The sequence below is a fragment of the Nocardia sp. NPDC059229 genome, assembly GCF_042754165.1.
Lineage (GTDB): Bacteria > Actinomycetota > Actinomycetes > Mycobacteriales > Mycobacteriaceae > Nocardia.
The window spans coordinates 1-24,239 of the sequence record NZ_JBHZAK010000022.1 but is presented as its reverse complement, the minus strand read 5'-3'; the positions used below and the strand labels follow the sequence as shown (position 1 = coordinate 24,239).

General features: G+C 62.9%; 23 protein-coding genes. 17 read left to right on the top strand and 6 right to left on the bottom strand.

The window, feature by feature from the left end; all coding sequences use genetic code 11:
* Positions 1 to 130: 130 nt before the first annotated feature.
* The gene (locus ACFXHE_RS35750) at positions 131 to 1,729 is read left to right on the top strand and encodes an amino acid permease (RefSeq protein WP_379389087.1); all 1,599 of its coding nucleotides are present in this window, start codon (positions 131 to 133) and stop codon (positions 1,727 to 1,729) included.
* A 364-nt stretch (positions 1,730 to 2,093) separates the two neighbouring features.
* On the top strand, positions 2,094 to 4,280 hold the full coding sequence (locus ACFXHE_RS35745; RefSeq protein WP_379389086.1) for a tetratricopeptide repeat protein: 2,187 nt from the start codon (positions 2,094 to 2,096) through the stop codon (positions 4,278 to 4,280).
* Positions 4,281 to 4,287: 7 nt separating this feature from the next.
* Here ACFXHE_RS35745 and ACFXHE_RS35740 read toward each other — a convergent pair whose 3' ends face one another.
* The gene (locus ACFXHE_RS35740) at positions 4,288 to 4,647 is read right to left on the bottom strand and encodes a DUF1707 domain-containing protein (RefSeq protein WP_379389085.1); all 360 of its coding nucleotides are present in this window, start codon (positions 4,645 to 4,647) and stop codon (positions 4,288 to 4,290) included.
* A 204-nt stretch (positions 4,648 to 4,851) separates the two neighbouring features.
* Here ACFXHE_RS35740 and ACFXHE_RS35735 point away from each other — a divergent pair, with 204 nt between their 5' ends.
* Positions 4,852 to 5,583, top strand: coding sequence for a MerR family transcriptional regulator (locus ACFXHE_RS35735; protein ID WP_379389084.1), 732 nt, complete (start codon positions 4,852 to 4,854; stop codon positions 5,581 to 5,583).
* A 139-nt stretch (positions 5,584 to 5,722) separates the two neighbouring features.
* Positions 5,723 to 6,274 carry a hypothetical protein gene (locus ACFXHE_RS35730; RefSeq protein ID WP_379389083.1) on the top strand — a complete coding sequence of 184 codons (552 nt, stop codon included), beginning with the start codon at positions 5,723 to 5,725 and terminating at the stop codon, positions 6,272 to 6,274.
* 137 nt (positions 6,275 to 6,411) lie between these two features.
* On the opposite strand, the gene ACFXHE_RS35725 is transcribed toward ACFXHE_RS35730, so the two are convergent.
* Positions 6,412 to 7,029, bottom strand: a complete 618-nt coding sequence (locus ACFXHE_RS35725; protein ID WP_379389082.1) for a recombinase family protein — start codon at positions 7,027 to 7,029, stop codon at positions 6,412 to 6,414.
* 505 nt (positions 7,030 to 7,534) lie between these two features.
* Here ACFXHE_RS35725 and ACFXHE_RS35720 point away from each other — a divergent pair.
* From ACFXHE_RS35720 to ACFXHE_RS35695, 6 genes are all read left to right on the top strand, one after another.
* Entirely contained in the window at positions 7,535 to 8,521 is a 987-nt protein-coding gene (locus ACFXHE_RS35720; protein ID WP_379389081.1) for a substrate-binding domain-containing protein, read from the top strand.
* An 18-nt stretch (positions 8,522 to 8,539) separates the two neighbouring features.
* Positions 8,540 to 8,941, top strand: a complete 402-nt coding sequence (locus ACFXHE_RS35715; RefSeq protein ID WP_379389080.1) for a hypothetical protein — start codon at positions 8,540 to 8,542, stop codon at positions 8,939 to 8,941.
* Positions 8,857 to 9,933, top strand: a complete 1,077-nt coding sequence (locus tag ACFXHE_RS35710) for a substrate-binding domain-containing protein (protein WP_379389079.1) — start codon at positions 8,857 to 8,859, stop codon at positions 9,931 to 9,933. Before ACFXHE_RS35715 ends, ACFXHE_RS35710 begins: the two co-directional genes overlap by 85 nt.
* Positions 9,934 to 9,952: 19 nt before the next feature.
* Complete coding sequence (locus tag ACFXHE_RS35705) at positions 9,953 to 11,002, top strand: ABC transporter permease (protein WP_379389078.1); 1,050 nt, start codon at positions 9,953 to 9,955, stop codon at positions 11,000 to 11,002.
* Positions 10,999 to 11,778 (top strand): ATP-binding cassette domain-containing protein, encoded by a 780-nt coding sequence (locus ACFXHE_RS35700; protein WP_379389077.1) that lies wholly within the window; start codon positions 10,999 to 11,001, stop codon positions 11,776 to 11,778. The genes ACFXHE_RS35705 and ACFXHE_RS35700 overlap by 4 nt, the downstream gene beginning before the upstream one ends.
* 125 nt (positions 11,779 to 11,903) lie before the next feature.
* The gene (locus tag ACFXHE_RS35695; RefSeq protein ID WP_379389076.1) at positions 11,904 to 12,386 is read left to right on the top strand and encodes a hypothetical protein; all 483 of its coding nucleotides are present in this window, start codon (positions 11,904 to 11,906) and stop codon (positions 12,384 to 12,386) included.
* Between the two features lie 125 nt (positions 12,387 to 12,511).
* Here the strand turns inward: ACFXHE_RS35695 and ACFXHE_RS35690 are convergent, their stop codons facing one another.
* Positions 12,512 to 15,454, bottom strand: a complete 2,943-nt coding sequence (locus tag ACFXHE_RS35690) for a Tn3 family transposase (protein ID WP_379389075.1) — start codon at positions 15,452 to 15,454, stop codon at positions 12,512 to 12,514.
* A gap of 257 nt (positions 15,455 to 15,711) precedes the next feature.
* Here ACFXHE_RS35690 and ACFXHE_RS35685 point away from each other — a divergent pair, with 257 nt between their 5' ends.
* The 3 genes from ACFXHE_RS35685 to ACFXHE_RS35675 all read left to right on the top strand — a co-directional run bounded on the left by ACFXHE_RS35685 (position 15,712) and on the right by ACFXHE_RS35675 (position 17,539).
* Positions 15,712 to 16,050, top strand: a complete 339-nt coding sequence (locus ACFXHE_RS35685; RefSeq protein ID WP_379389074.1) for an Lsr2 family protein — start codon at positions 15,712 to 15,714, stop codon at positions 16,048 to 16,050.
* A 161-nt stretch (positions 16,051 to 16,211) separates the two neighbouring features.
* On the top strand, positions 16,212 to 16,364 hold the full coding sequence (locus tag ACFXHE_RS35680; protein ID WP_379389073.1) for a hypothetical protein: 153 nt from the start codon (positions 16,212 to 16,214) through the stop codon (positions 16,362 to 16,364).
* A gap of 116 nt (positions 16,365 to 16,480) precedes the next feature.
* Positions 16,481 to 17,539 (top strand): hypothetical protein, encoded by a 1,059-nt coding sequence (locus ACFXHE_RS35675; RefSeq protein ID WP_379389072.1) that lies wholly within the window; start codon positions 16,481 to 16,483, stop codon positions 17,537 to 17,539.
* Positions 17,540 to 18,116: 577 nt separating this feature from the next.
* Here the strand turns inward: ACFXHE_RS35675 and ACFXHE_RS35670 are convergent.
* Entirely contained in the window at positions 18,117 to 19,436 is a 1,320-nt protein-coding gene (locus tag ACFXHE_RS35670) for an MFS transporter (RefSeq protein WP_379389071.1), read from the bottom strand.
* 509 nt (positions 19,437 to 19,945) lie between these two features.
* Between ACFXHE_RS35670 and ACFXHE_RS35665 the strand changes: the two genes are divergently transcribed.
* Positions 19,946 to 21,253, top strand: coding sequence for a hypothetical protein (locus tag ACFXHE_RS35665; protein ID WP_379389070.1), 1,308 nt, complete (start codon positions 19,946 to 19,948; stop codon positions 21,251 to 21,253).
* A 181-nt stretch (positions 21,254 to 21,434) separates the two neighbouring features.
* On the opposite strand, the gene ACFXHE_RS35660 is transcribed toward ACFXHE_RS35665, so the two are convergent.
* Entirely contained in the window at positions 21,435 to 21,650 is a 216-nt protein-coding gene (locus ACFXHE_RS35660; protein ID WP_379389069.1) for a hypothetical protein, read from the bottom strand.
* Positions 21,651 to 22,137: 487 nt separating this feature from the next.
* Here ACFXHE_RS35660 and ACFXHE_RS35655 point away from each other — a divergent pair, with 487 nt between their 5' ends.
* Together ACFXHE_RS35655 and ACFXHE_RS35650 are read left to right on the top strand one after the other, a co-directional pair.
* A complete protein-coding gene (locus ACFXHE_RS35655) occupies positions 22,138 to 22,395 on the top strand; it encodes a hypothetical protein (protein ID WP_379389068.1) in 258 nt (85 codons plus the stop codon).
* Positions 22,396 to 22,403: 8 nt separating this feature from the next.
* Positions 22,404 to 23,021 carry a hypothetical protein gene (locus tag ACFXHE_RS35650; RefSeq protein ID WP_379389067.1) on the top strand — a complete coding sequence of 206 codons (618 nt, stop codon included), beginning with the start codon at positions 22,404 to 22,406 and terminating at the stop codon, positions 23,019 to 23,021.
* Between the two features lie 27 nt (positions 23,022 to 23,048).
* Here the strand turns inward: ACFXHE_RS35650 and ACFXHE_RS35645 are convergent, their stop codons facing one another.
* Positions 23,049 to 23,627 carry a recombinase family protein gene (locus ACFXHE_RS35645; protein ID WP_379389066.1) on the bottom strand — a complete coding sequence of 193 codons (579 nt, stop codon included), beginning with the start codon at positions 23,625 to 23,627 and terminating at the stop codon, positions 23,049 to 23,051.
* Positions 23,628 to 23,905: 278 nt separating this feature from the next.
* Here ACFXHE_RS35645 and ACFXHE_RS35640 point away from each other — a divergent pair.
* On the top strand, positions 23,906 to 24,239 hold a 334-nt coding region (locus ACFXHE_RS35640), incomplete at its 3' end, for an alcohol dehydrogenase catalytic domain-containing protein (protein WP_379389065.1).

Below are 24,239 nucleotides of genomic sequence, written 5' to 3'. Positions count from 1 at the left end.
GATTACGGCGAGAGAGCCCAGGTCGACCGCATGTTTGCTCGATCCGGATCGTATCGGAACCTATTGATCGTGCCGTTAAACAACGGTACATTGATCTGGTATGACCCGCGTCACGTGAAAGGTCTCCGTCATGACAACCGTTCGACCTCCCGATGCGCCCGCTGCGGCACTCGCCACCGAGGACGCCGGCTACCACAAGGCCCTGCGCCCGCGTCAGTTGCAGATGATCGCCATCGGCGGAGCGATCGGAACGGGATTGTTCCTCGGCGCGGGCGGGCGCCTGGCCGGCGCCGGACCGGGGTTGTTCCTGGTCTACGCGATCTGCGGGGTGTTCGTCTTCTTCGTGCTGCGGGCATTGGGCGAGCTCGTCCTGCACCGCCCGTCCTCCGGCTCGTTCGTCTCCTACGCCCGCGAGTTCTACGGTGAGAAGCTGGCCTTCGCGGTGGGCTGGATGTACTTCTTCCAGTGGTGCATGACCGGCATCGTCGACATCACCGCCGTCGCCACCTACGTCCACTACTGGCACAGCTTCCAGGCGGTACCGCAGTGGCTGATCTCGCTGATCGCCCTCACCGTCGTCGTCGGCATCAACCTCGTCTCGGTGAAATGGTTCGGTGAACTGGAGTTCTGGGCTGCGCTCATCAAGGTCGTGGCGCTGATTCTGTTCCTGATCGTGGGCAGCGTCATCCTGGTCGGGCGCTTCAGCGTCGGCGGCCAAACCACCGGCCCCGGTGTGCTCTCCACCCACGGCGGGCTGTTCCCGATGGGAGCGACGCCGCTGGTCTTCGTCACCACCGGAGTGGTCTTCGCCTACGCCGCAGTCGAATTGGTCGGTACTGCGGCGGGGGAGACCGAGAACCCGGAGAAGATCATGCCGAGGGCCATCAACTCGGTCATCGCGCGCATCGCCCTGTTCTATGTGGGTTCGCTCGTACTGCTGGCCATGCTGCTGCCCTACACCGCGTACAAGGCGGGCGTGAGCCCGTTCGTCACCTTCTTCGCCAAACTCGGTGTGCCCGCGGCGGGTTCGGTGATGAATCTGATCGTCCTCACCGCGGCCTTCTCGAGTCTCAACGCCGGCCTGTACTCCACCGGCCGGATCCTGCGATCGATGTCGATGAACGGCAGCGCTCCGGCGGTCGCTTCGCGGATGTCGCGGACCGGTGTGCCGTACGTCGGAATCCTGGCCACCGGCTCCGTCGCCCTCCTCGGTGTCGCTCTCAACGCGGTGGTACCCGATCAGGCCTTCGAGATCGTGCTGAACATGGCGGCGATGGGAACGATCACCGCGTGGTCGGCCATCGTGCTGTGCCAGTTGCGGTTGTACTACCAGTGGCGGCAGGGCCGAGCCGATCGACCGTCCTTCCGGCTGATGGGCGCGCCCTACACCGGCTACGCGACCCTGGTGTTCCTGGCCGTCGTGGTCGCCCTGATGGCCGTCAGCGATGACCACACCCAGCGAAACGCGGTGCTGGCCATGCTGTTCGTCATGATTCCGGCGCTGGTGGCGGGCTGGTTCGCGGTCCGTGCCAGAGTCCTCCGCATCGCTGCCGAGCGCCAGGGATTCACCGGTCAGTACCCCGTCGTGGTCGAGGTGCCGTCCCGGCTGCGGGACGTCGTGGACTCCGGCGACGAGCCCTTCGAGTATCCGGTCGTCACGCGGCCCGGACCCGCTCGCGAAGACGCGGCCCCGGTCGGTGCGACGCAGGAGCAGTCGACAGGGGAGTAGTGGCGGAAGGGTCCGTTTCGGCTTTTCACGCCGGGACGGACCCTGCGTCACAGACCTTCCCAATCCCGGGAACAACGACCACGCGCGACCTGGCGGCGACCCCGAGAATGAGACCTCGATTGCACGGTGGCCGCGAGAGGTTTGCATGCCGGACCAACCCAGCGCAGTCGGCGGTCCGCGGCCACATCCCTGGGCCAACCGGCGAATGCGCGGAACTGAGATACCCCGGCCGGAGCCGCATCCCTGGTCGACCCGGCGATCGGTCGCAGTCGAATCGGGGCAGCGATTCACCACATCGCTGCGCGCGGCACCGGCGGAAACCGAAGTCACACGGCGACTCTCGCCGGCCGGACCCACCCCGCCCGTGGACCTCGTCGATATCGAAGACCCGGATGACGAGGACCTCGACTCCGATCCGCTGTCCGGGCGCAGCTCTCGATCGCGTCCCAGCGTTCGCCGTCTGGGCGGCGGCCTGGTGCAACTGCCCAGGGCCGTGCCCGTCGATCCGCGCGAGGTGGTGCTCACCGATCCCGAAGTTCCCGAGGCCAAACGCTTCTGCTGGAACTGCGCGCGTCCGGTCGGCCGTCGTGAAGAAGGACGGCCCGGCGCCGTCATGGGAGTGTGCCCCCACTGCCGATCGCCGTTCAACTTCCGCCCCCACCTGCACACCGGGGATATCGTTGCCGACCAATACGAGGTTCAGGGCTGTCTGGCGCACGGCGGGCTCGGCTGGATATACCTGGCCGTCGACCGCAACGTCAGCGACCGCTGGGTGGTTTTGAAGGGCTTGCAGAACCCGCTCGACTTCGAGGCGCACATCGTCGAGGTCGCCGAACGCCAATTTCTTTCCGAGATGGCGCATCCGGGCATCGTCAAGATCTACAACTTCGTCAAGCACGCGAACACCGATGAATCGCCCCACGGCTACATCGTGATGGAGTACGTCGGCGGCCGTTCCCTGAAGACGATGGTCGAGCAACACGAACCCGCCGTGTTGCCGGTCGCCGAGGCCATCGCCTATGTCATGGAAGTCCTTCCGGCGCTGGACTACCTGCATTCATTCGGTCTTGCCTACAACGACCTCAAACCCGACAACATCATGGTCACCGGCGAGGAGGTCAAACTCATCGACCTCGGCGCGGTCGCGGCCATGGACTCCTACGGCAGCATCTACGGCACGCCGGGGTACATGGCGCCCGAGTTCACCGAAACCGGACCCACGATCGCTGCTGATATCCACTCGGTCGGCCGCACCCTGGCCGCGCTCGTGCTCGATCTACGCCGAGACGACACGGACGGATTCCCGCCCGGCATCCCCGATCCGGCCGAACAGCCGGTGCTGCGCCGCTATCCCGCGTTGCGGCGGCTGCTCCAGCGGGCCACCGACCCCGACCCCGAACGCCGATTTCCCTCCGCCTACGCCATGTACTGCCAGCTCGCCGGCGTGCTCCGCATGGTGCTGGCCACCGACACCGGAACCGAGCATCCCCAGGCCTCGGTCGAATTCAGCTCCATGCGTGGCGATTTCGGCATCGACACCTTCGTGGCCAAGACCGATGGCATGGTCACCGGTCTCCACCACACCGCCGAGCTCGACCCGCAGGCCATCGTCGCCGCGCTGCCCATTCCGCTCATCGACACCGACGATCCCGCTGCGCCCCTGCTGTCGAGCCTGCTGCACAGCGAAGCCCGCCACGCACTCGACGCCCTGTATCGCACACACAGTCGCATCCTCGCGGGGACGATCCCGGCGCCGGCGTCGTATGAGCTCGAAGGCGCCCTCACCGCCGTCCGCGCGCACCTCGACCTCGGCCAGACGGTGCCGGCGTGTGAGCTCTTGGCCGAACTACGGCCTCGATATTGCCAGGACTGGCGGATCGAGTGGTACATAGGAATTGCGGCTCTGCTTGACCACTATCCGGACCGGGCGCATCGCCACTTCGACGCGGTCCATGCGATGCTCCCGGGTGAGATCGCCCCCGCGCTGGCGCTGGCAGCCTCGGCGGAGCTGGCTTCGAAGGAACCCGGCGGCGATCGGGACCGCTGGCAAACTGTCGCGCTCGAGAACTTCCACGCTGTGTGGCAGGTCAATCACGGCGCCATCAGCGCCGCGGTCGGCCTGGCCCGGGGTTTGGTCGCCGCGGATGACGTGCTCACCGCGGTCGAGATTCTCGACCAGGTACCTACCTCATCGCGTCACTTCGCACTGACCAGGCTCACCGGGAGCCTGCTGCTCGTCTCACGGCCACCCGGCCATATCACCCAGGACGAACTCGTCATGGCCGCGGCGCGACTGGACGAACTCATCGAGGAACCCCGCGCCCCGCAATTGCGAGTGCTGGTGGTCGGCGCCGCCTTGGAGTGCTTGCGCAAGGGATACCACCAGCAGCGGGCCGACCTCGAGATCCTCGGCTATCCGTTCCTCGAGAAGCCGCTGCGGCAGGGACTCGAGGCCTGCCTGCGCGCCGTGGCGCGATTGGCCCCCGAACGCTTACATCGCTACCGATTGATCGATCTGGCCAACCTGGTCAGGCCCAGAACGCTGTGGTAGGCCCGGTTCACCGGTTGCGCAGGCCGAGTGTCATGACCACGGGTACGGCCAACAGGAGCAACAAACACCACGGGTTACCGAAGACGAATTGGCACACGACGGCCGACACCACGATCGCACCGACCAGGACCACCGTCCGGGGCAGTGCGCCATCGGTCAGGTGCGAACCCTCGGCGGAGGCGGGTGCCGCCGGAAGATCCGCGAATGTCTCGGCCAGTTGCCGGACGGTGATCGCCCGCCACACCCGAGAGCTGCGTTCCTCCAGCTCTTCGACCGACAGCCGGCCCACAGCGAAGTGTTGTGCCAGCTCGTCGAGTGCACGGTCACGTTCGGAGGAACTCACCCGGGTGTGCGATGAGTCGTTCATCGGCCAAGAATAGGTCAGGGCACGAGGAGAAAATTCTGTCGAATTGCCAAGGGAGGGAAGAATTTCCGGGTCGGCGACCAGCAATGACGGCGTCCGCGCGGCCCGCCGGGTGTCGCTCGAATCGAGATCAAGATCCATCGGCACGATAGTCGACGTCACAACGGTACGTGGGACCTCGCGCGAATGATGTGGTTTCCTTGTCGTATGGCAGCAGCGGCCGAATACACCATCGACGAACTTGCGCAGGCCGCCGGGACGACCGTGCGCAGTGTGCGCGTCTATCACGAGCGAGGTGTGCTGCCCCCGCCCCAGCTGCGCGGACGAACCGGCTACTACGGCGAGGAACACCTCAACCGGGTCCGCACGATCAGCCGGCTCCTCGACCGCGGCATCAAGCTCAACGGGATCAAAGAACTGATCGCTGCCTGGGATCGCGGCGACGATCTGGGGGCCGTGCTCGGTGTGGTCGAGCCCGAGCCCGCGGCGGTCGACGAGCGCGAAGACTCCACCATCTCCGCGACCGAACTGCAGGCGCGGTTCGGCGACGTGCCGAACGGGCTCGCGCGTGTCGTTGCCATCGGCGTGTTCGAGCCGGTCAACGCCACGACCTATCGTGTGGCCGATCCGGCGCTGGCCATGCTGTTGGATTGTTCCGCCGCCCTCGGTGTGCCCTGCGCGGAGGGACTTCGCGAACTGGAACGATTGAAGGCCGACTGCGACCGGATCTCCCGCCGTCTGGTTGATCTGCTGCACCGCCATGCGTGGGAGTCCTACGCAGCGTCGAATCGCGGCTCGGACGAGTTGGCGCAATTCGCCGCGCAGGTGGCAGCGATTCGGCGGGTAGCGGGCAAGGTGACGGGCGATCTGGTGGACCGCCTCATCGAGGCCCAGATCGACCAGGACAGCGAAATTTCCGAGGTATTGCACAAGGCTTGATCCCCCCGGGTTCTTCCCACCGGTGGATACGCGCGCCCGTAATGTGCCGTTGTTTATCGGTACATTGACTGCGTCAGTGAACGCGCCAACATTCCAGCCAACACCAGCGCGGAACACACCTGACGAAACGGAGACGTCGATGTTCACGAACGCGAAACGCAATCAGAGCCACCACCCCAACCCGGTCTCCCGGCTACGAGCCCGGCTCGCCGCCGCGACCGCCATCCTCCTCGGCGCCTTCGGGATCGCCGCAGCCACCACCCCGGCCTCCGCGGACATGCCGGGGGCACACTGCCTATGGGCCGGTGCCAGCTACGGCCAGGGGGCATCCGTCTATGCGGGTGGCCTCGCATTCACCTGTCAGACAGACACTTTCGGCGCACCGACTTGGATCAGGCGATCGGCGCACGGGCATGCGAGCACCGTTGTGAGTCCCGGGTCCATTCGAAATCCGGCGGGGCAGTTCAGCCCCGGCGCCCGCCAACCGGGCACCGACTACAACGACTACTGTTCGGGCAATCAGCTCATCGACGGCTCCGAAGACCTCTTCGAGGTCGTTTCCACCGGCGGCGGCTACCTCATGTGGCGTTCGGTTGGCCCGGTCTCGCAGTGGGCATTCGACGCTGAATCCACTCGTCCCGCGCCCACCTGGCGCTCGTCGAGTCTGTGCATCGATGGCGTTCTCAGCTGACTCGAGGATCCGGCCCGGACTCCGTGCGCTCGTATAGGGGTGGCGGTAAGAATCGTGTCACCAGCCGCAAGGGAGAGGCGGCCACCGGAGGTACGCAGGTCAGGACCGTGTCACCAGGTACATGACGAGGCGGGGCCCTATTCGGCGTGCTGCTGGTCGTATCGGTCGGCGAGGTAGCGGTAGAGGGTGGCCCGGGAGACTCCGAACGCGCCAGCAACTTGGTCGACGGATTGGTCGGCGTCCAGCGCGGCTCGCGCGGCGGCGAGCTGGTTGGTGGTGAGTTTGCGGGGGCGGCCGGGGCGCTTCCCTTTGGCGGAGGCGACTTCTCGGGCGTGGGCGGCGCGTTCGCGCATGAATACGCGTTCCATTTGCGCGAACAGCGCGAGCATGGCCACTGCGATCTCGGCCATGGCCGAATCGTCGCCGGTGTTGACCGGGATCGGGTCCTTCAGGGTCTTGATGCCAATCCCCTGTTCGCGCAGGTCGTGCACGATGTTGAGGCATTCGCGCAGGTTGCGGCCCAGCCGGTCGAGGGTGACGGCGACGATGGTGTCGCCGGGGCGCGCGTAGCGCAGCAGCTCGGCGAAGCCGGGGCGGTCGAGGGTGGCTCCGGTCTTGCGGTCCTGGTAGATCTTGTCGGCTTCGATACCGTGTTCGGCCAGGGCCACCAGCTGGCGTTCGAGGTCCTGGTGCGTCGTGGATACGCGGGCGTAGCCGAGCTGCACACTGATCCTCTCGTCAAGTGCCGTGACCACGGCGGCGAGGGTTCGTCATGGGTGGACTGCCACAACCGATCCGGTGTGGAATCGCCGGTAGGTGACTATCTCGATAATTTACCCTGTTACGTGGTTTCAAGACTGGTTTTCGAGCATGACTTTTGAGACACCCTGGAGGGAGTCGACCTGCCGGTTCTCGGTTGCGTTGCGCGAGAGAAGGTTCCGTCTCGGAACCATGGTTTCGAGACACCGGATGCGACACATCGGGGCAGCGGGTTATCCGTGTTCGTCCCGATGTCCATGACCAAGGCTGTGCGCGCCTATGTCGATACCTCGCGCGCGATGGTTATCTGAAAGGCGGAAGCTTGCTGGTCACGGTGGCGCTTCCCACCGTTGGTAGCAATGCTTCCCATCGTCTGTGACGCCGCTTCCCGCCGCATGCGGTAGCCCAATTGCCAATCTGACATCGGTCGTCTTACGTATCGGGGGCAGCGGGTGTGAATTGCAGCCCGACAGGCAGATTGGAGCTCGGGAAGTGACGACAATGGTTGCGCAACGGATACATCGGCGGGGCGTCCTGCCGTGGCTTGCCATGGGCCCTATGCTTGCCGCCTGCAGTGGACCGGGCATCGGCGGCTCCGCACAGACCCGCAGCCCGGAGGCCGCGGGCGCGTTGCGCTCGGTCGCGGTGGTCACCCAGAGCAGCCCGAGTGACGCCTTCTGGAATGTGGTGAAGAACGGTGCCCTGGCGGCGGGCAGGCAGCTCGGCATCCGTGTCGACTATTACACCAATGAGGATCCCCACGAGCAGGCCAAGCTCATCGACAATGCTGTCGCGCAGCGGGTCGACGGCCTGGTCGTGTCGATGGCTTATCCCGAGCCGCTGCGCCCGGCGATCCGTCGCGCCGTCACGGCCGGTATCCCGGTGGTGACGACCAATTCCGGCGAAGCCGAAAGCGTCGCCCTGGGTGCGATCGGACATGTCGGTCAGAGCGAGCGGCCCGCCGCGGTGGCCGTGGGTAAACGCCTGCACGACGCCGGAAAGACCAAGCTGCTGTTGGTGAACCATATGGCTGGCCAGGTCAGCGCGGACAATCTCGCCAGCGGTGCCGCTGAGGGCTTCGCCAATGCCACCACAACGGTAGTGGTCGACCTCAACAACCCGACCGATGTGCAGTCTCGGATCAAGGCCGCGCTTCAGGCCGATCGGTCGATCGACGCGGTGCTGGCCTACAACGCGCAGATCGCTGCCCGGGCGGTGGCCGGGGCACAGGAAGCCAATTCCACCGCGGCGATTGCCACCTTCACCCTCAATACCGAAGTGCTGGACGCCATCCGAGCCGGCGAACTGCTGTTCGCCGCCGACCCGCAACAGTATCAGCAGGGGTATCTGCCCATCGTGCTGCTGCAGCTCTACAAGTCAAATCTCGACATTGTCGGTGGCGGCCTGCCGATCCAAACCGGCCCCAGCTTCATCGACAAGTCCAACGTCGACGCGATCGCCAAACTCGTGGCGCAAGGAACGCGCTGAGATCGGCCGATGCGTGAAATGACTGTTGCCGCTGGAGTATCCGCGTCGTTGGCGCGTCCGGCGAAGGTGCGCGCACTGTTGGTCCATCGGTTGATCGTGCGTCCGGAGACCGGTGCGGCACTGGGCGCGGCAGCGGTGTTCGTGTTCTCCTCGGTCGCTACAGACCAGTTCCTGAGCCCGATGGGCATCTCGACGTGGCCCGACGACGTGTCCTCGATCGGCATCATGGCCGTCGCGGTGGCGCTGCTGACGATAGGCGGTGAGTTCGATCTGTCGGCCGGGGTGATGACCGGGTCCACCGCTCTGGTCACCGAGCTGCTCGCGATGTTTGCCGGGTGGAACATGTGGTCGGCGCTGCTTGCCTCACTGGTGCTCGCGCTGGGCATTTCGGTCCACAGGAAGATTGGAGTCGGCAAGTGACGACGACGGTTTCGCGGAAGGTGGCTCGGCGGCGGGTCCTGCCGTTGCTCGCTTTGGGCCTGGTGCTGGCCGCGTGCAGCGCGCCGGGTACCGGCGGCCGGGCACAGGACCGCGCGCCGGTAGCCGCGGGCGCGCTGCGCTCGGTTGCCGTGGTTACTCAGAGCAGCCCGAGCGACGCGTTCTGGAGTGTGCTGAAGAACGGCGCTTTGGCGGCGGGCAAACAACTCGGCATCCGCGTCGACTACTACACCAATGAGGATCCCCACGAGCAGGCCAAGCTCATCGACAACGCTGTCGCGCAGCGAGTCGACGGCCTGGTCGTCTCGATGGCCTACCCCGAGCCACTGCGGGCGTCGATCAAACGCGCCGTCGCCGCCGGTATCCCGGTGGTGACGACCAACTCCGGCGAAGCCGAAAGCGCCGCCCTCGGCGCCATCGGCCACGTCGGCCAAAGCGAACGGCCCGCCGCGGCCGCTATCGGCAAGCGACTGCACGACGCCGGAAAGACCAAACTGCTGATCGTGAACCACATGGCCGGCCAGGTCAGCGCCGACAATCAGATCGGCGGCGCCACTGAGGGCTTCGCCAATCCCACCACCACGGTGATGGTCGATATCAACAATCCGACCGACGTGCAATCCCGGATCAAGGCCGCGCTCGAGGCCGATCGGTCGATCGATGCGGTGCTGTCGTTCAACGCGCAGATCGCCGCGCGCTCGGTAGCCGCTGCGCAGGAAGCCCATTCCACCGCGGCGATCGCCTCCACCACCCTCAACACCGAGGTGATCGACGCCATCCGGGCGGGCACGATGTTGTTCGCCGCCGACCCACAGCAGTACGAGCAAGGGTATCTGCCGATCGTGATGCTGCAGCTCTACAAGTCGAACCTGGACACCGTCGGCGGTGGCCTGCCGATACGTACGGGGCCCGGCTTCGTCGACAAGTCCAACGTCGATGAGATCGCCAAGCTGGTAGCGCAGGGCACGCGCTGAGACCGCCGGAGAGAATGAAGTGACTGTTGTCGCCACTGGATCCGTCCCGGCCTGCCCGCCCACGCGGCGCGCACCGTTACCACTGCGGTTGATCGCGCGTCCCGAAATCGGTGCTGTGCTGGGCGCGACAGCAGTCTTTCTCTTCTTCTCTATCGACACCGACCAGTTCCTGAGCCCGCTGGGCGTCTCGACGTGGCTGGACGACGCGTCGTCGATCGGCATCATGGCTGTCGCCGTGGCTCTGTTGATGATCGGCGGTGAGTTCGACCTGTCGGCCGGCGTGATGACCGGGTCCACATCGCTGGTCACCGCCCTGCTGGCGGTGCACGCCGGGTGGAACATATGGCTGGCGCTGCTGATCTCGCTGATGGTCGCAGTCGGTATCGGTGCGCTGAACGGCTGGCTCGTGATGCGGACCAGATTGCCGAGTTTCATCGTCACCCTCGGCGCATTCCTTGCGCTGCAGGGCATCAACCTCGGAGTGACACGCCTGATCACCGGCACCGTGCAGGTGGCTGGCATCCACAACGCGCGCGGCTACTCCTCGGCAGGCGCGGTGTTCGCCTCGACGATCAGCATCGGCGATGCTCGCATCCAGGCATCGACCCTGTGGTGGATCGTGCTCACCGCGCTCGCCGCAATCGTCTCGGCGCATACTCGGTTCGGCAACTGGGTCTTCGCTGTCGGGGGCTCGCTAGTGAGTGCCCGGACGGTCGGCGTGCCGGTCGTACGCACCAAGATCATGCTGTTCATGACTACCTCGGCTGCCGCTTGGATAGTCGGCACGTGCGACATCCTGCGATTCGACAGTGTTCAGGCCAGCCAGGGCGTCGGCTCGGAGTTTCAATTCATCGTCGCCGCCGTGGTCGGCAGCTGTCTGCTCAGCGGCGGCTTCGGGTCCGTGGTCGGCGCCGCGATCGGAGCGCTCACCTTCGGCATGGCACAGCAGGGAATCGTCTTCGCGCGCTGGAACAGCGACTGGTACATGCTGTTCCTCGGCATTCTGCTGCTGTCAGCGGTCCTGGTGAACACCCGATTCTCCGAGCACGCCGAAAAGACTCGCCGATGACCGCGTTGATCGAAACACTCGCTGTCGGAAAGAGCTACGGCAGCGTAGCGGCGCTGCGGGGCGTGTCGATGGTCGTCAACGCCGGCGAGGTCACCTGCGTGCTGGGCGACAATGGCGCTGGCAAATCCACCCTCATCAAAATCCTTTCCGGTGTCCACCAGCACGACACAGGTGAGCTGCGGATCGACGGCGCGACCACCCGGCTCACCTCGCCACGGGAAGCACTGGAACGCGGCATGGCCACCGTGCACCAGGACCTTGGCTTGATCCCGCTGTTGAGCGTGTGGCGCAATTTTGTTCTCGGCCGCGAACCCACGACTGGACTCGGGCCGATACGACTGTTGGACCGGCGCAGAGCACGGCAGGCCACCCGGGAAGCTTTGTCCGACATGGAGATCGACATCCCGGATCTGGACCGGCCCGTCGGCATCTTGTCCGGCGGGCAGCGGCAATGCTTGGCCATCGCGCGCGCGATGCACTACGGCGCCCAGGTGCTGATCCTCGACGAACCGACCGCCGCGCTGGGCGTGAAACAGGCCGGTGCGGTACTGCGGTACATCGCGCAAGCCCGCGACCGCGGACTCGGCGTCGTTCTCATCACCCACAACCCACACCACGCCTACCTGGTCGGCGACCGGTTCCTCCTGCTCGAACGCGGCAGCGTGCTCAGCTCGTACACGAAGCACGACATTCAGCTGCCCGAGCTCGTCCAGCAGATGGCCGGCGGCGCGGAACTGAACGCGCTACAGCACGAATTGCAGCGGGTGACGACCTGACCGCCCTCCATCTAGTTGGCGCGACCGAACCCCACACGACATCGATCCACGAGGAGCTTGCGATCGTTCGCGCAACAATATTGCGTTCCCACGTAACCCGAAGGACGTGGAGTGCGCTGATCCCCATGGCCTTGCTGGGTGCAAGCCTCTGGGTCGTAGTCATGCTCGTCGGTGCGGGATGGCCTGATCAGCATCTGACCGGAGGGAACGGCCAGGCGCTCATGCTGAAAGGCGGCACACCATACTCGATCAGCGCAAATGCTGCGGAGGGTGAACATATCGCCTGCGCGATCGCACCGATGTCCGGAAGCATCGGAATGGATCGCATGTTCACGGCTCCAGCCCGGAAGTTCGGGGCGCGCACCGAGATGACGACCATCGGAGGGTTCTCCGTCTCGGAGTCGGACTACTACTCGGTGAGCTGCCGGTCTCTGAGCGGCCCGATCGCTCCCGTCCAAGTCGCACCACCAACTCCGACGTCTGTGCTCGAGATCGGAGGGGTCGTCGTGATCCTGGGCGCTGTCGCCGCGTTGGCGTACGGTTACAGCCTCACCAGGCATCGACAGGCTGACCGTCGAGACAGTGCCGATGCGAATTCTCCTTTATAGCCGCTACTACGACGTCTCAACGCGGTCACCGGGCAATCCGGACGCAGTAGTCGTCGGCCGGGGCTCCGTGACCGACTATCCATGCAATTGTGATCAGTGGCCCGTAGTAGGCATGGCCTGGCGGCTCAACTTCCCAGGGCGAGCCGGGAGTTCATGTTGAGTTTGACCTCACCGTAAGGCAACACGTGCGACCAGAACAGTGGGGTCAAGCCACGCTCGTCCTCAGCGGTGAGTACCCCATCCCACTCCGGGTCGGCGAGGACATCCTGGATCATCAGCGTGTTGACGTAGACCATGGCGGCTTGGCAGATCCGCAAGCACAACACTGACAATTCCTGTTCGTCGCGCCGATTGGAGGCGAGTTCGGAGTTCTTGCCGTAGAAGATGATCGAGTTCGCGCGATTCCAGGACTCGATCACATTCAGTCCGTCGTTGATCTCCCGCTGAAGCCCTCTCGACCGCAAGTAGCGTGCTAGAAACACCGTCTTCTGTGCGCGTCCCAACTCGATCATCGCCTGGTAAGTGGGATGGGTAGCGTTGGCCTTCATGAACCGGCGCAGGATTGCCTCTGTGGAGGCGGTGCCGGTGCGGATCGCGGTGGCGTACTTGAGCATCTGGTCGTACTGCTCGGCGATCTTCGTCCAGTTGATGGGCCTGGTCATGGCCGGTTTCAGCCCCGGCCACAGGTCCGACTCTCCGGTCGCCGGCCGGTAGAGCTTCACTTTGTTGATGCGCTTGATCCGTGGCAGCAGATCGAACCCGAGCAATTTCGTGATCCCGAACCCGATCTCCGATTGGCCGTGTGAGTCAACGTAATTGGCTTCCACTGCCATCTCGGTGCCGTGATGGACGGCGCCGTCGACCATGGCGTGCACCTCGGAAGCCGAGCAGTTGAGCAGCTGGGAATGGATGACCACCGAGCCCTTCTCCACGCTCCAGTAGATAAGCACGCCGCGGCGGCCGTAGCGGGAGTGATATTCGGTGAAGATGTTCTGATCGAACGCCCCGAAGTGCGTGGAATCGCTTGCGATGGCGGTGGAGGATTCGCCCCAGATTGAGGTGCGGCGCGCAGTGAAGGTGGCGTTGGCGATCTCGATCGCAATCCGCCGCGCCGCCTCGGCATTCAAGTAGCGGCGTCGGGCGTAGCGGATATCGTCCTCGCTGTGGCGGTCGGTGCCGCCGGCCACCGCCTTGATCCCGGTGTTAGTGCCGTAGGCGTAGATCGACAACAGAAGTCGTTCGGCCAGAACGTTTTCGGGCAGATTGCCGCGGTCGGCGACAGAGGTTACCGGACGCAGACACCCGGTGCGCAGGATCGCTTCCTTCAGGATGTCGATCAGAGGCACTACGCCCCATCGGGTCTGGACCTGGGCTTTGAGCTTGCGCAGGTTGCGGGGTTCGGCGACCGGCGGCAGCGGTGACAGTTTGATCGCACCCTGTCGCCGTTCCTTGATCTCCAACCAGGGACAATCCTGCAGAGCGGCGTGCAGGGCGTCGAGCTCGGTGCGCATCTCCTCCCGCATTGTCTCGATGAACTCGGTCGGGTCCAGGGGTTTGCGCAGGGCTCCGTAATGCTCGGCGCGGCGTTCCTCGAAGTCCCCCGGCAGGTCTTCTGCCGGGTTGCGCCAGCGATCCGCGCCGACGACCCAGATTTCCTTGCAGCGCAGCTGATCCCGTAGTGCCTGGAAGGTGCAGATCTCGTACACCATCCGCACCACCCGCCGCTGCCCGCGCTGATCGTTCTGGTGCACCAGCTCGCCCCAGTCTCCAACCAACCCGCGATGCACAGGGATCGTCTCTTCGGAGGGGTAGTAACGCAGGTTCGCACCCGCATACTCCGAGATCAGCGCGAGGGCGTCGAGTACCGGGCGGTGTGTCGTGTTGTTCGAGCGAAATTGCAGCACCGACAGCAGTTTGATCAGCCCGGCCCGGTAGTGGTTGGTGTAGGAGGACCGCAGGGTGGCCTTCACGGTGCGTTGATAGGTCGGCCCCGACGATTTGAACTCGGCCACCAGGTCCCGCAGCGTGGATTGCGATGCCACCGGGTAGACGGTGTCGCGTACCAGCTGGTCTCCGGCGTCGACCGTGGCCTCCGCGACGCGGAACAGCAGGTTCTCCTTGCCGGTGACTCGTTTGAACTCCTTGATCAGCTCGTTGGTGACCCGTACCTCCGCCCGGGCGCTGATCCGGTGCACCGTCGAGTTCAGCAACTCCACCAAGGTGTCGGTGATCTCCCGGCACCGGCAGTGCAACAACGCCGCCAGCAGGGTCAGCTGCACCCGTAGCGGGTGGTCCCGAAGGTGCGAGGGCGATTCCACCGCCGCCCGTGCACGCCACCCGGTCACGATCTTCGGCGCGATGTCGGTGAACACCTCGGTCGGCACTCCGATCGCGCGGACTGCTTCCAACTTTGCGATCTCGGTGAGCCTCGTGTTCAGGCTGACATTGCCCGGATCCGAGCGGATCGACGCCAACACCGCCGAGCCGTCCTCCAGCTCCCCGAACTCCTCATCAACCGGAGCGAGTAGCGCTGCCAGCTTCGCCATGACCCCGGTCGACAACCGGGACAACACCCGGTCGAACAAGACATCCTCGCCGCGGCTCAACGCCGAGCGGACGATACGCTCGATCCGGCCGGCGGTCGGGGGTTCTACCTTCCGGCGGCGGCACTCGGCGAGTAGGTGCTCGCGGACCCGTTCGCCGCCGCGCTCGATCTGTGTCACGTGATCGACCAGCCACCAGGTGAGCTCGTCGGCGTCGGCGACGGTGCACTCCCGGAACCCGATTGCCTTGCGGATCTGCGCGCGGTGATACTCGATCGTGCGACCCGACCAGTCGTAGAACGCGATCTCGGTCCGCTCAACACCGACCTGGCGTGCCACGTAACCGATTGCCTCGTCAGGAATCTCGGCCCGCCCGCGCGGGAACCGTCCCCGCTCGGTATAGAACCGCAGCAGAATCGCAAACCCCAGCCGAGTCGCGCCGCGCTTGCCGCCGATCAGCTCGGGCTCATCCCCGACAAGCGTCCAATGATCGATCAGCTCGTCTTGGTCCAGCTCACGCGCCACAGACGCGCAAGCTACACCGAGAACACCACCGCCACGGGCGGTTTGCGGCACGTAACACGATCCTTACCAGGGCGTCGGAGGTGAAGGAGTCGACCTTGCGGCTGGTGACACGATCCTTACCGGCACCCCGTATAGCCCGCATCGGATGCCGCGGTCATCCCTTGACTCCCATGATTGGGAATACGGTTCATTCGCCGGTCGAATGTCTTGGCAGACTGCTTGATCACCTCCGCCGGAACCGAAAGGAAATCCCACACATGGTACGCAAGGTGGTCGTCAACTTCGTCGATGATCTCGACGGCGAGTCCGAAGCGGCAGAGACCATATCATTCGGGCTCGACGGAGTGTCCTACGAACTCGATCTTTCCGCCCCGAACGCCAACGATCTGCGCGTTGCGCTTTCTCGATGGACGACATGCGCCCGCAAGGTTGGACATTCCCCGCGCCGCAAGAGCACCAAATCCAAACCAGCGGATACTCGCCAGAATGCGGTCATCCGCCAATGGGCTCGCGAGAACGGCTACGACGTGCAGAACCGCGGCCGAATCCTCTCGGAGATAATCACCGCCTACTATACGCAGCACGAGCAAATCTGACGAGCTGTGTGCGGTATCCGCCCGAGATCCGAGCGCTCATAGCACGGTGGGATCCCCTACCTTCCCATGAACGGGAGGGCTCCGTTCGCGGTGTCGCCCATACTGGGATATATCAGAGTCAGCGCACACCGAAGCTGACCCGAGATCAAGGAGGAGGCCCCATGAGCCGTAGTACCCTCTCGTTGTCCGAGCTGTCGACGATGGAACTCGCGGATGTACTCGACTCGGCCACGCCGGCATTGCGATCCGCCCTGCGGCGCGAACTCGACGGTGACAACGGTATCTATGCATTCAATTCGTTCGTCGATGCGTAGAAGTACTTACTAGTCGGATGTACGGTGAGCGCGAAACCTAGCCGGTTGCTACGTTTCGCGCTCACCCATTATCCGGGCCTCTATTGACCGGGCTAGAGTGCGACGGAACGTGAGCAATGACAACACCATTCACCCTTGATCAGAAGAAAAACGCACCGATTCTGAATCCTGCCATCTCCCGCACTCAGGAATTCTTCCGGACGGTGCTTGCGGTAGTCGGCGGCGGTAATGCCGTAGCCCCGGCAGCCACGAGTTTGAATGCGCCACCCGCCGCCGTCATGCCAGGTTCCGGTGAACTTCAAACCAACTACTCGCTGAGTGCGGCACAGGCTGACAAGCTCGAAACCGACCTGAGTTCGCTCGACGCGAGCGTCGCCGATGTCACGGCGAAGTCGGCCACTGTCGCGAACAACTTCACAATGCAGACTTCGGGATATATCAAAGATGTCAAGGATACTCTGGCCGCAGTGCCCGATGAAAACCCGTCGGTATCCCATCAAGTCCGTGCGCACGCGGCTCTCGAAGGTATCGTGAATAAGGCTCAAAATGATTTCGATCAAGCCTATGGGCAGCTCAACGCGAATTCTGATGCCGTTAAGAATAAAACACCCGCCATGGACGGCCCTTCGCCCTTCATCCCGAGCGGCTACAATTCTCCGTCCTATTCCGGCGATGCTGACAACCAGTCCGTAGCGTATGCACCCGTCAATCCGGGAGGATCGGGCACATATAAGGATGAGGAATATGATAGGTCGGGGCGCAAGGGGAGACACATCACGCTGAGTAAAGCTGAACTGGCGATAGAGATCGGCAAGGCGCTCGACTATCTGGGCATTACGGATCCCATCGCCCGCCAGAATTGGACAAACGGTTATATAACACTCATAACCAGAGAATCTGGTGGCGACCCCGACAGCGTGAACACCTACGACAGCAACGCTAGGGCCGGGCATCCTTCGCAAGGACTTACCCAAACGATTCCGAGTGTTTTCTTGGCGAACCTGCCGAAGGGGGCATCGATCGCCGATATCAACGATCCGGTGGCTAACATAGTCGCGAGCATGAACTATGTAATGCACGACCCCACCCACGCGTACTACGTCAAAATGGATGGGTCCAACCTGGCCGAAAGGGTTCAGCAAGCGGATCCAAACCGACTGCCGGCAGGCTACTGACAACCCACCACCTTGTCACTTGACGAAATGGTGGGCTCATTCTGGCCTTGGATGCAGTCGGTGGAGGGATTGCTGCCGGCGGAGGACTTTTCTGGGGCTGCGATATGAAATGCCCGGCCGGGTGCCCATCCCACCGATGGGAAAACAGCTGACAGCTGTCTCTGGAAGTCCAGGAATGAGATCGTTCCATGGGTTATGACATGCACATCACTCGCACTACCGACTGGTGGCGGAGCGCGGAACGTCCGATCACTGAAGAGGAATGGCGCGGCGTCGCCGATGCTTGGCCGAATATGACCAGGCACGACGACGAATGTTACGCCCTGGCGTACCCGGCCGCCGAGTCTCCTGGCTCTCTATACTGGAGGGAGGGCAGAATTGTCGTTCGAGCCTTCGGTGGGGCGACGATCGTTTCTTGCCTCGCTGAGAGTTTGGACGCCTATCTGATCGGTGATGAGCGCGAGCGCTACTATCCAGACGGCACTATTCGTAGGTGGGGCGAGTTCTCGCCGGACAACCCTTCAGGAGAAGCTCCCGCCGAAGAGTACGTCGCCAGCAGGCCAGAACCCGTGCACCCTTACAAGCGATCAAGCCGATGCCGTCCGCGCTTGGGCGCTCCGTTTCGCGCGCTAGTCGGGTATCGGTTCATTGCCGACGAGCCCGGCAGACTTCGGGGTCCAGCGGCCTTCCCGGACCACGGCGTAGAAGGCAGTTCTGGTGGCCGGGAGTAGCGCAATGACGATGCCCCTCTCCAAGCGACCGCTGCGGCGACGGAGGCAAACCCGACCGGCACAAGGAAACCTCTACCACCCACCCAGCCTTGAATCATCGTTCCCGCCGCAGCACCCAGACCGGTACCGGTGGAGATCCACGCCAAGGCCAACGTCAGCGACTTCCTGGGGCTGATCTGTTCAGCCAGTCCGGTCACGACAGCCATCGCGGGTGCCATGAAGGTCCCGCCTATAGCTAGCAGAACAGTCAGCTGTCCCAAATTTCGGACAACTGCCAGCGGAAGGACTGCCACCCATACAATCGTGACGACGATGACGAACCGTCTGTCGGTGGCTACAGTTTGCCGCATTGCCCCGAAGATCATGCCACCGATTGCGCTTGTTGCGGCCCAAAGCGCCAATCCGATCAAACCGACTTGCTCGTGCCCTTCATTGGCTGCGAATGCGATAACCGCGATGTCGAGGGCGCCCAGCATCCCACCGAAGCTGAAGGATGCCGCGAAAAGTACCGGCATTCCACGAACTCTGATCAACAAATCTTGCTGCCGAGGAGCAAAGATATCGATGGGGGGCTCGGTACCGGGTTGAGCGGCCAACCACAGCATGCCGGTCAGGGTTATCGACACCACGAGAGGCAGCCCGATATAAGAATTCACCATATCGAGGAATCCCATGACCGGGGGTCCGACCATGAACAGGACTTCTTCCAGTGAGGACTCCATTGAATAGGCGACTCCCATAGTCGGTGTATCCGCGTGTACCACGGTCCATCGCGCTCGAATCATTGCGCCCGCGGGAGGAATACCAGCCCCGGTTATTGCCGCCGCTGTCAACAGATTCAGCCAGGAGGCGTCTGAAGCCGCGAACAGCAGGTCGCCGAACGCTCCGACTGCAAGAAACACTGCGGTCCGATGGAGCACCCAGCGTTGCCCTCGGAAGTCGGTAGCTCTGGCCCAGAACAACCCGCCTAGGGCTGCGCAGACCATGTACGTCCCGCAGACGACGCCTGCGAGCCCATATCCGCCGTGTGTGGCCGAAATCAACTGCAGTATGCCCAATCCGACGGTGGAAACGCTGGCTCGCGACATCATTCCGGCCGCAGCCAAGGCTCGCGCTCCTGCCGGAGCGAAGACATGTCGATAGTTGTCCCAGGCGAGCACACTCATTGGGGTACTCCGTCGGGCCGTGCCGCCGGCTCGACCTCGCTGTATGACCTCTTCATTAGGGGCAATATAGGCTCTCCAGAGCCACTTTTCATGGTTGGGAACAAAGATCGGTCACGTCCATAGAACTCGGCAGCTGAATTCCTGAGCGAGCTGCCCGCCCTGCAGCGCCGACGGTTGAAATCCACGCGGCGGTTAAATGTTTCGAGACTAATCCGCTGACCTTCGTATAAGCATTCTCCTCAGCATTGGGAATACCGATAATTGCAATTCGATTCCCTTGCGCTTAATGTGTCCGGAGGCTCGTTGACGGGAGGCGCACCTGCGGTCCATGGAGAGACAATTCGACGGCTCGTGTTTGCCCCGACCCCGTGTATTGGTTCTCGACAGGATTTCCTGAATGCAAAGCTTGCCAATGCATACTCCGAACTGTTCGGATCGGCACCCTCCTGCAATGCCACTAATTGAAGATCTCCAGAAGGAGTACTGTGCAGAACAGGCGAAGAGTCTCGATGGATGGCGGGCTGGGCATCGAATATGCTCATATATACACCGATCAGCAATTCTCCGCACAGCACAAGCAGAGCATTGAAGAATTGCATAAGCTACCAGCCGATACCGATTCAGTGAGAATCGTACTCGTCGACGACTATAGTACCGGATTACCGGTCGGACGATTCGACATGGAAGAGTTTCTGAGTCGTCTCTCCCGGCATAATGCGTTACCTGATGTTGTGGTTCTAGAATCGACCCTCTCACCTTTCTGCCCGCTCGTAGTCGATCTAATAGGCGACTCCAAGCTGAAGCGCAAGATAATCGGATACCATAGGACACGGGGAAGGTATCCTTGTTCATTGCTAGTCGCAACATGGTATTTACTGAGGCTCGGATTCTTCGGCAATCCCGACGTGCCTTGCGTGTACGGCACTGCGGAGAAACTGTATACGGACAGAATACTGACAATCCTGCCGGATTGCTTTATGACGCCGGAGACAGATGCCCTCGAGATCATTCGTGAGACCGGGAACCTTTCAATGATTCAGAATATCGAGCACATCTTCTTCGAATATCAACGGGATGGATATAGCCACTGGGACGATTTCGACGCCAAGGAGTACGTCGAACGCAATTACGGTCGCGAGATCCTATCGGAGGATCGCCAGATAATAGAATTCGTCATGTCGGCTCTGAAAGAACTGGATATCGAGCCTGGTAGCAAGCATTCCGTGGCGGATGTCTGCGCCGGCCCGAACCTGTATCCCGCGCTGATGCTGAGCCCTTTCATCTCCAGCAAAGGAACTCTGGAGTTGATCGATATTGCGCCCGGGAATCTGAACTATCTGCGACAGGTTCTGACTGGACACGACAGTGAACTGCTGTCCACCTGGAGAAGGTTCGAGGATTATATCCGCAGCTTGGGGCAATCTGCGGATTTACAAAAGATTCTGAATACTTCGTTGGTAAAAAGTGGAAGCATATACGAGCTCGAATCAAACAGCTATGACGCAGTACTTTCATTCTTCGGCGCCGATTCTATTACCGACGAAGAGGGCCAGTTCGACAAGGCCACGGCATCGCTGATGAGCTCGGTTAGACCGAACGGGCTCTTCATTGTTGCTCATATGATCGGCTCTCGCGGATATTTTGCGGGCGAAGATACATTTTTTCCTGCGATCAATTTTAATATGGAACAGATACGGCAGAAGTACGACGAGTATGGTTCATGCATGTATCGTTTGGTTGGGCGCGGAGATCAGGTCCAGGCGCGTAAGGGATACAAAGGCATGGCAGTCGTGGTCGGAAGAAAAGAGAAATATTGACGGCAAAAGGCGCGAGGTCCGATTGCTCATGGTCTGTCAGTACAGTGTTCTTGTTCGGTCGCAAGGGATTTTCGGGTGGCTGGTCCACATCGGTGGTCCAGCGATGACTGAGCACACCCTCGGATGCCGCTGTTCGTGATCGCCGTCCTGCCCGGTTGACTCAGCTTGAAATTTAACCTCCTCACTCCCCGGGGCGTCGCCCGATCACCGTCGCGATCCACGACAGGGTCCAGCGTTGATCGGGCCAGCCCTGCGCGAGGGCGCCTTCGGCCAATTCCTGTTCCAGCACCGCGAACTGGTCATTCGACGGCAGCGGCAGCGACGGCGGGCCCTTGGACCGCAACGAGGCCACACCACCGGCCTCGAAGTCGCGGCGCCACCGCAGAACCGACCGCACACGACCCGAAGATCATGAGCGATCACCACGTTCTCTCGCCCCGAAACCAATAGAAGACGCAACCGTCAAAGCAGCTGATGGGCTGCAATTTTCATCATGTGGCGGTCCAGGCCGCGCGGATCACATGGTTACCACTGGTGGGAAGCCTTCACCGCTGCGCGTACGCTCGGGCGGCGATGTGCCGCTGGTTCTTCGGATTCACACCTGCCGGATTCGAATGCCAAAGTTTCAAATCCTGGAAGGGCTATCGTCCGAGATTGCAGACTGGCAAGTTCGAGTCGATCGAGGTTCGCGTCTGGGGTCAGGTCTGTGCGTCGGCAGCGCGCCCCCGCGCATTCGCTCTTATCGAGCACCGTGCGCAGGCGGTTGATGAACCGCAGCCGGCGAACGAATTCTTGGCAATGGTTGCTGCGAGTTGTCCGTCGGAGGCCATCACGATTGTCGAGTGGGCTACCGGCCGAATCGTGTTCCCGGGCGGTGATTTCCGATGACCGCGATCGACGAGGGCAATGCCGTGCTGTCGTTTCCTTTCGCGCTGCGCGCCGGCTTGGACCTGGAGCCGGAATGCGCGTGGCTGCGCGCGGAATCACCTGTCGCACGTGTGCGCCTGCCGCACGGAACGGCATGGCTGGTGACCCGTTATGTGGACGTTCGAGCGATCATGTCGGACAACCGATTCAGCCGGGCCGCGGCGTGTCAGCCGGCGCTCCTCGCATCACCGCCGTGCCGCCGCCGAACTCGATGATCGTCAGCATGGATCCTCCCGACCACACACGCATACGCGGGATCGTCACCCGAGAGTTCACGGTCCGGCGGATCGAGCGATTACGGGCTGGTGCCCGAGAAGCGTTGGCCGACTTACTGGATCACCTCGAATCGGGTGATCGGTCGGCCGATCTGGTCGCCGAGCTGACCTCCAGGTTCCCGGCCGCTGTCGTCGGTGAGTTGCTCGGTGTCTCCGAATCCGATCGCATGGAGTTCCAAGGCTGGGCCAGCCAGCTGCTCGGGATCACTTCGGTGACACCGGAAGAAGGCCTTGCCGCGATGGCAAATCTCGCCGAGTATGTGCGTGGCTTGATCGCGGAGCGTCGGCGCCGACCTGTCGATGATCTCTTCGGCGTCCTGGTACAAGCACACGACGAGCACGGTCGGCTCACCGACGACGAACTGGTCACTTTCGGAATCACTTTGTTGGCTGCGGGGTTCGAGACGACGGCGGACCAGATGGCCAACTCCTTGTTCGTTCTGCTGGCCTATGACGCCTACCGCGAGCTCGTCGAGAACCCGGAAGTGGTGCCTGCCGCGGTGGAGGAGCTGGTTCGATACGGGGTTCCGGTAGTAATCGCCGAAAATCCAACGAAGTTCTCGTAGTGCCCGGTCAGCTGCGGTGCGGCGAGGTTATGAGGTTAGCTTGTCGAGGTGCCGGTAGATAGTGGGTCGGGTGACGCCGAACTCGGCGGCGATTTGGGCGACGGTGTAGCGGCGCTTGCCGTGTTCGTCGAGTTCGTCGTACATCTGCCGTGCCAGCGCCACCTGCCGCGGTCCGAGCTTGGGCTTCTGGCCACCGGTACGTCCGCGGGCGCGGGCTGCGGCCAGCCCGTCGCGGGTGCGTTCGGACATCAGAGCGTGCTCGAATTCGGCTATTGCGCCGAGGATTTGGAAGAACATTCGACCCACGGCAGTGGAGGTGTCGATGCCCTGATCGAGGACGACCAGGTCCACGCCGCAGCCCTGCAACGTCTTGGACAGTTCGATCAGGTGCTCGAGGGAGCGGCCGAGCCGGTCGAGTTTGGTCACCACCAGTTGGTCTTTGGGTCGGTTGGCGACCAGTAGCGCCTTGCTTAGCTCGGGGCGGGAGGCGAGCTTGCCGGAGGCCTTGTCGATGAAGATCTCCTCACAGCCGGCAGCGGTGAGCGCGTCGTGCTGGGCTTCGGGGTGCTGGTCGCGGGTGGAGACCCGCCCGTAGCCGATTCGCATGGCGCGGAGTGTATTGCGAACCCCCGACAGGTTGACGTTGGCGCGTACACGGCAACCGTTACAGATTCGGTGGCATTCGACCTGTGGGAATCCCCTGAAGGCCAAGGCGTCTCGTGAACGATCGTTTCCGATCCACGATGCCGCACGGGTGCCAATAGTGAGTATTGTGTCGGGATAGCCAGCGATTGAACGGCGCTGGGTCACCGCGAGTGGCCCGCTGGCAGTGGTTGACAGTGCAGTGCCAGCACCGTCGGACAGCATTCACGACCATGACGGAAATGACAGCGACGATGCGGGCCGCCTACGTACCGGCGGTCGATGCGATGTGGGAAGTGCGTGAACTGCCCAGGCCGGAACCGGGTCCCGGCGAGGTACTGATCCGGGTGCGGGCCAGCGGTATCTGCTACACCGATATCTGGTCCACCACCGGAGTGATCCCGACGGGCGTGCCCGGGGTGGTCGGGCACGAGACGGTCGGCGAGATCGTCGCGGTGGGCGAGGGCGTGCACTCGCGAGTGGTCGGTGACCGGGTCGCGACGACCTGGATTCTGCAGACGTGCGGCCGGTGTGAGTACTGTCGGCGCAACAAGCCGATCACCGGGGTGGCCGGAT